This is a genomic window from Bacteroidota bacterium (assembly GCA_016183775.1).
In the GTDB taxonomy this organism is placed as follows: domain Bacteria; phylum Bacteroidota; class Bacteroidia; order JABDFU01; family JABDFU01; genus JABDFU01.
In genome coordinates this window covers 22,390-29,231 of record JACPDY010000094.1, presented here as the reverse complement: position 1 = coordinate 29,231, position 6,842 = coordinate 22,390, and the positions used below count along the sequence as shown (strand labels likewise).

General features: G+C 38.7%; 7 protein-coding genes. 5 read left to right on the top strand and 2 right to left on the bottom strand.

What is annotated here, in order from left to right:
* Nucleotides 1-132 precede the first annotated feature (132 nt).
* Nucleotides 133-507 carry a DoxX family protein gene (locus tag HYU69_12365; protein ID MBI2271131.1) on the top strand — a complete coding sequence of 125 codons (375 nt, stop codon included), beginning with the start codon at nt 133-135 and terminating at the stop codon, nt 505-507.
* A 150-nt stretch (nt 508-657) separates the two neighbouring features.
* On the opposite strand, the gene HYU69_12360 is transcribed toward HYU69_12365, so the two are convergent.
* Nucleotides 658-1,152, bottom strand: a complete 495-nt coding sequence (locus HYU69_12360; protein ID MBI2271130.1) for a hypothetical protein — start codon at nt 1,150-1,152, stop codon at nt 658-660.
* Between the two features lie 434 nt (nt 1,153-1,586).
* On the opposite strand from HYU69_12360, the gene HYU69_12355 reads away from it, so the two are divergent.
* The 4 genes from HYU69_12355 to HYU69_12340 all read left to right on the top strand — a co-directional run bounded on the left by HYU69_12355 (nt 1,587) and on the right by HYU69_12340 (nt 5,752).
* On the top strand, nt 1,587-2,318 hold the full coding sequence (locus tag HYU69_12355) for an ABC transporter permease (GenBank protein ID MBI2271129.1): 732 nt from the start codon (nt 1,587-1,589) through the stop codon (nt 2,316-2,318).
* A 140-nt stretch (nt 2,319-2,458) separates the two neighbouring features.
* Nucleotides 2,459-3,187 carry an ATP-binding cassette domain-containing protein gene (locus tag HYU69_12350; protein ID MBI2271128.1) on the top strand — a complete coding sequence of 243 codons (729 nt, stop codon included), beginning with the start codon at nt 2,459-2,461 and terminating at the stop codon, nt 3,185-3,187.
* Nucleotides 3,188-4,147: an MCE family protein gene (locus HYU69_12345; protein MBI2271127.1), complete on the top strand. Its 960-nt coding sequence runs from the start codon at nt 3,188-3,190 to the stop codon at nt 4,145-4,147.
* A 33-nt stretch (nt 4,148-4,180) separates the two neighbouring features.
* Complete coding sequence (locus tag HYU69_12340) at nt 4,181-5,752, top strand: T9SS type A sorting domain-containing protein (GenBank protein MBI2271126.1); 1,572 nt, start codon at nt 4,181-4,183, stop codon at nt 5,750-5,752.
* A gap of 8 nt (nt 5,753-5,760) precedes the next feature.
* Here HYU69_12340 and HYU69_12335 read toward each other — a convergent pair whose 3' ends face one another.
* Nucleotides 5,761-6,840 (bottom strand): hypothetical protein, encoded by a 1,080-nt coding sequence (locus tag HYU69_12335; GenBank protein ID MBI2271125.1) that lies wholly within the window; start codon nt 6,838-6,840, stop codon nt 5,761-5,763.
* Between the last annotated feature and the right edge of the window lie 2 nt (nt 6,841-6,842).

Here is a 6,842-nt window from a genome sequence, read left to right as displayed (position 1 = left end):
CAGATGAAACTGACATCAGCATCAAGGACAAAGAGTTGAGCCATAGAGCTCGCAAGTGAAATTTTTAAATTCCGGATGCTTTTTCAACTCAAAAAAGAATAAAAATTAATGTCTAACTAAAAATATGTTCAAGTGAAAACAACTAAGATTATTTACTGGACAACAACAATTTTATTCGCAGCCTTTATGACTTTTTCGGCTATCCCCGATATATTAATGGCTGATGACGCGATAAAGTTTATGATACATTTAAATTACCCGGTTTATTTTATTCCCTTTATCGGAGTGGCAAAGCTATTGGGTGCCGTGGCCATACTTATTCCCGCGTTCAAAAAAATTAAAGAATGGGCGTATGCCGGTCTGTTCTTTGATCTGATAGGAGCAGTGTACTCCATTATAATGATAGATGGTTTTCAACCGGGTATGCTTGTGATGGTTGTTATTTTTGGTATTGCAATTACCTCTTATATATACAACCAAAAGTATCATGCAGACAGTACAGCCTAAATATAAATACAAGCCATATTAAAATTATGAATATTGTGTGACAGGTACGTTTGAGCTTGTCGAAAACGTGTGAGGGATTGCAGGCACTACATTTCGGCTCATTGTGGCGGAACGCAATTTTTTAATTGATGGGGTATCTGACATTTAAAGTCAGAACCCAAAACCTATTCCCAAAGCGGGCCAGTATAGTACTCCGCCCATGTTTGTTGAATAAAACACAGAGAATCCGCAGCGGGTAAATAAACCTTTTGGTCCGTTTCTTCTCCAGCCAAGTGCAGCGGAATAATTAATGTACTGATCTGAATCGGGCACAATGGCTGCACCGCCTTCAAAAAAATTAATTCGTTTTCCTTTTAATATTGATATCCCAACCGGAACAAGTGTTACATTGGGAAAAACAGTTAATCCAACGCGGGCGCTTAAACCAAAACCGTTTTTATTTATCAGGCGGGCTTCGTAGTTGACCGAATAAAATAAACTGGAACCCGGCGCTTCAACGTAAATGGTATTTCGGGGATAATGCTTTACCTGTTTTTCCTGTGCACAAAGCAGAGAAGTAAAAAATATGTATAAAGCAGCTAAATTTATTTTCCTGCACCTCTTACACCCCAAGGTCCTTGAAAATATATTTTTATCAACCTGCATTATCCCGAATTAGATTATTATATACAATTTCAAAAATATATATGGGAAAAACCTGCCTGACCGGCAGGTTTAGAGCTTTCGTGCTTTAGTGGCCAAAATCTAATTGCCACTAAAACACAAAAACACTAAAACCCACAAAAAAGTTTATTCGATATAAACTCTATTAGTTCAAAATATATCTTTAATATACTATAAACCTCTTTCAAATATCTTTTAATTTCGACATAAATTAATGATAAATATCACGTTTCTTTATGATCATATTCATGCCTGCAAGCTATAAATACAGGCATTTTTGTTAGTAAATAAAATAGCCATCACGCTAAAAGAGGTAAGCAAGATAAATATAGTGTTGTCCCTGTCTGCGGACTGCCGACAGGCGGGCATCTGACAATTGAAATAAAAAATATACACAGATGACTAATAAATTTAAAATGCTGAATACATCCTGGAGTATTTTTTTGGATGAAATTGGTGCGATTTCCCGTTTTACAGGTCGTTTTTTTATTGAAGCTTTTAAGCCGCGCCAGGAGTTTAGGGAATTATTCAAACAGGCATTTATAATTGGTTATAAGTCTTTATCTCTTGTTGGGATCACCGCGTTTATTATGGGGTTGGTGCTTACTATCCAATCGCGGCCAACATTGGCCGAGTTTGGCGCGGAGGCCTGGCTGCCGGCAATGGTTTCGGTTTCAATAGTCAGAGAGATCGGTCCTATGATAACGGCTCTTATTTGCGCAGGTAAAATTGGTTCAAGCATTGGCGCCGAGCTGGGTTCAATGAAAGTTACCGAACAAATTGATGCCATGGAAGTGTCGGGGACCAACCCCTTTAAATACCTGGTGGTTACACGTGTGCTGGCTTCAACCTTTATGCTGCCTATGCTTGTTATTGCGGCGGATACAATCGGTCTTTATGGTTCATACCTATTCAGTAACCAGATTTTTGAAAAACTTACCTATGGCGACATAACTCCATCTATCATTAAATCTGTTTTCTTCGGATTCGCGATCGGTATTGTGGGCTGCTATAAGGGATACAATTCAAACAAAGGAACAGAAGGAGTGGGACAATCAGCGAACTCGGCAGTAGTGGTATCATCATTGCTGGTTTTTATTATTGACCTGTTGGCGGTCCAGATATCGGATGCTTTAGGGTTAACGTAGGGGGAGGCAGGTTGTCGGTTGTCAGTTATCAGTTATCAGTTGTCAGTTGTCGGTTATCAGTTATCGGTTGTCAGAGAACAAGACTTATGCAGGCTTTGGCAGAAGGGATGAAAAGTAGTAAGTAAAAGGAATTATTTATAATGGAGACGGTAATACATATAGAAAAGTTAAAAAAAAAATTTGGTGAGAATAAAGTTCTGTGCGGGTTTGATTTTAATTTAAAGAAGGGAGAGAACGCAGTAGTATTGGGACGTTCAGGATCGGGGAAGTCGGTTTTGATAAAATGTATAATAGGTTTAATAAAACCAGATGAAGGAAGCATAAGTGTAATGGGCAAAAATATAACAGGAATGAATCACGATGAGTTGGATAGGATGAGGGTAAAGATCGGTTTTTTATTTCAGAGCAATGCCTTGTATGATTCGATGACAGTCCGTGAAAATCTTGAATTTCCGTTACGCAGGCATTGGATAGAAAAATCGCGTAAAGAAGTGAATGAATTGGTAATGGAAGCTCTAACCAATGTAGGATTAGCGGATACAGTAGATATGATGCCTGCGGAGCTATCGGGAGGGATGAGAAAACGTATAGGCCTTGCCCGTACGTTAATATTAAAGCCGGAAATAATACTTTATGATGAACCAACAACCGGTCTTGATCCCATAACAGGAAGAGAGATCAGTGCTTTAATGCTTGAAATACAAAAGAAATATAATACATCGTCAATCATAATTTCGCATGATATGAATTGCGTGCGAATAACGGCAAATCGCGTAGTTGTGTTGTTGGATGGAATTTGTTATGCCGAGGGAACTTATGACGAATTAAAAAGATCAACTGATCCTAAAATAAAATCATACTTCGAATAAATGGAAAACGAAAAAATCAGAAATATTAAACTCGGGCTCTTTGTATTAGCAGGTACATTGCTGCTTATAATCGCGCTCTATCTTGTAGGAAGTAAAAGAGAGCTGTTTAGTTCCACTTTTCGTGTATCGGCCCGGTTTTATAATGTAAGCGGACTTATGCCGGGTAATAATGTTCGTTTTGCCGGTATAGATGTAGGGACAGTTAAAAGTGTAGAGATCGTTGATGATAGTTCTGTTGTTGTGGATATGGTGATCGAGAAGAAACTGAAACAGTACATTAAAAAGAACGCGATAGCCTCCATTGGTACCGATGGCTTAATGGGAAACAAAATTGTAAACATCAACTCGTCAACCGGTGAAGCCGCGGCGATTGGGGATGGAGATGTATTAAAAACATTAAGGCCGATAGAAACGGATGAAGCTATGCGTACACTTAATTTCACTAACGATAACCTGGCCGGGATTACTGCCGACATGAAGAAAATAACGCAGAAGATAAACAGCAGCAGAGCAATGTGGAAGCTATTGTCTGATACGATCAATACCGATAATTTTAAGCAGATAATATTAAACCTGAGGACGGCAAGTATGAATACCATGAATATTACGGCCGATGCGAAAGGTGTAATGAGTGACGTGAGAGCCGGAAAAGGCACTGTTGGCAGCCTGCTGACCGATACCATGATCAGCGTTCAGTTAAAGTCTATGATCTCAGGTTTAAATTCAACAGGGCAGCGGCTGGATAGCCTGGCAAACGACCTGAACAAGGTTGTTTCACGTGCCAATAAGGGTAACGGAGCATTGAATACAATACTGAGCGATACCGCGTTCTCCAATAATTTAAACAGAAGTATTAAGAATATTGAAAAAGGTGCTGATGGTTTTAACCAGAATATGGAAGCGCTGAAGCATAATTTCCTTTTTCGTAATTATTATAAAAAGCTTGAGAAGAAAAAATAAGGGAATTTCGTTTCCCTATTTCATAAAATTCCAATGAAATCATTTTATACGCTTGTTTCAATTCTTATTTCCGGATTTTGTTTTTGTCAAACAACTTTCCAAAGAACCATTGGTGATTCAGGAATTGAAAACGCTCCGGGTGCTGCATCAACGCATAATAACAATATTATAATAGCCGGTTTTACAAATAGTTTTGGGGCAGGCAAGAGCGATTGTTATGTTGTAAGTATCAATGAGAATGGTGATACCCTTTTTACCCGGACATACGGTGGTGCAGATATCGATGAAGCAAATATGATCATTGAAACAGCCGATCATGGTTTCTTGTTGGCAGCAGAAACATATAGTTTCGGGGCAGGGCAGAAGGATGGCATGATCATTAAAACAGATTCAGCCGGTGAGCTCACCTGGACAAAAGTTTTTGGCAACACGGGTTTTGATGAGGCTTCGGCAGTAGTTCAAACAAAGGATGGAAATTATTTGATCGCCGGAAGTTTGAGTGTACCTGCGGGCAGCGATGATATACTACTTTTAAAGATAGATCAACAGGGCGATACGCTTTGGACAAAAATAATTAGCGGATCCGGTTGGGATTATGCGAATGATGTTGTTGAATTGAATAACAGTGATCTTATTTTTTGCGGATATACATCCAGTTTTTCGGGCACAGCTGATTCTGATCTGTTGATATTCAGAACAGATAAAAATGGGGCTATTAAATGGTGTAAAACTTATGGTAATAGCGGTCAGGAAAAGGGCGGGCACATACACTTAAATAGAGACAGTACGCTTACAATGACCGGCTGGACCATGGATAAAGGAAAAACGGATATGCAGGCTGTTCTTTTAAAAACCGATCTTAACGGAAATATACTTTGGAGCAGGACATACGCAGGTTCCGGTTCGGAATTAATAATGAACATTGTCGATCTTCCATCCGGTGATTTCTTCGCCATGGGTATTACGGATAGTTATGGTGCCGGCAATTTTGACGGATTTCTTTTCAGGGCTAAATCAAATGGCGATACCTTATGGTCAAAAACATATGGAGGCAAAGATCTCGATATGCCTTTCGCTCTCTTTTATACCTCTGATAATGGTTTGATGATGACGGGGGGGACAAGTAGTTTTAAAGACCCTAATGGAGATCTTTATATTGTTAAAACCGATACAAATGGAGTTGGCTCCTGCAATCAATCATCATGCCCTCTTGCTGTTGCTTCGGCTGGTTTCTCTACAGCCAATGTTACATTCTCAATATCTTCAGGAGTTACATATCAAACTGTAAGTCCGGTTTTCGGAAATGGGGGAGGAAGTATTGATGATGTATGTGTGACGGCAATTGATAATCGTCGAATAAATACCCCATTTATTAATTTGTACCCGAACCCGTTTTCATCTTCCTGCACAATTGAGCTTTCAAATGGATTTGTGATAAAGGAAATATACCTGTACAATACCCTGGGACAAAAATTAAATACCAATATCACCATAAATGGTAATATTGGTTTGATTCAAAGAGATGATATGGTTAAGGGTCTTTATCTGCTATCTGTAACAGACATGAATGGTCTTATATCCGCGCAACGAATATCTGTCGAATAGTTTTGTGATCAGAAGTAAGTGATCAATGCGATGCGCTCATGAACATTCAGCTTGCCGTTATCCACAAAGGCTATATCTCCTTCGCTCGCCAGAACAAGCTCTATTACATCATCAACAGCATCCTTTGTGGGTGGCTTAAGCGATTCAGCATTATTCTCCATAATAATTAAACGGTTTCCTTCAACCCTGGCTGTGCAATAATAATCTTTTTCCACAATGAGTAATTGTCCGCGTTTTTCACGTGCTGCAACCCATACATTTTCCATACCGGAAACATACGTTTTTTTACCTATGGCAGCATCCAGTTTTTTTAAAATTTCATCCTGCTTACTTTGCTCTTTTTGCTCAAGCAAGGGCTGAATTGCCTTGTAAATATCAGGTTCAGAGGTATGTTCAAAATTTCCTTCTACATAGCCGGTAATTTTTTTACCGTTATGTGTTATCTTACTGAAGAGCGCGTTTGTTTTTTTTACGCTTAACACAATTATCGGCGCGTCAATTATTTTTGTTTCTTCAGTTAGTGCATGATCAATGGCCCTGAGGTATTTTTCAAAATTCACTTCACTTAGTTTGTCAGCAGTTGAAAAGTTACCCACTTTGCTGTGATGGTCTATCTCAACGGCATCGGCATTCAACGGCATTTTATTTACTTTAACTTCGTTGAGCTGATCATTGAACCCATAATATAATTTATTGTGATTATGACTTATTACCAGAACTGTATAATAACGGCTGTGTTTACCTGCATAGACCAGGTCCCGTATCTCAAATGAATTGTCTATCACGAGTTTTTCACTTACACGAAATGGAAGATTTAACACAACATCATTATCTTTCGACACAAATATGGCAATACTTTCAGATAAATGCTGATAATCAATTTCTTCCACAATTTTATTCAGTTTTTGCATGATCAGATTTGCTGTGTTTTCCGGGTAGTCGCCGAAAAGCTGCGTCTCAGTTTTTTTTAATATTGCCTGTAATTCACCTTTATCAATTTTATGATTCGGGTCGCTTTTGTGAGTTGGTAACAAAATTGAAACCGACGGAGCCGTTTTTTTTGCGTTAATAACCTGGTATGTTGACATGT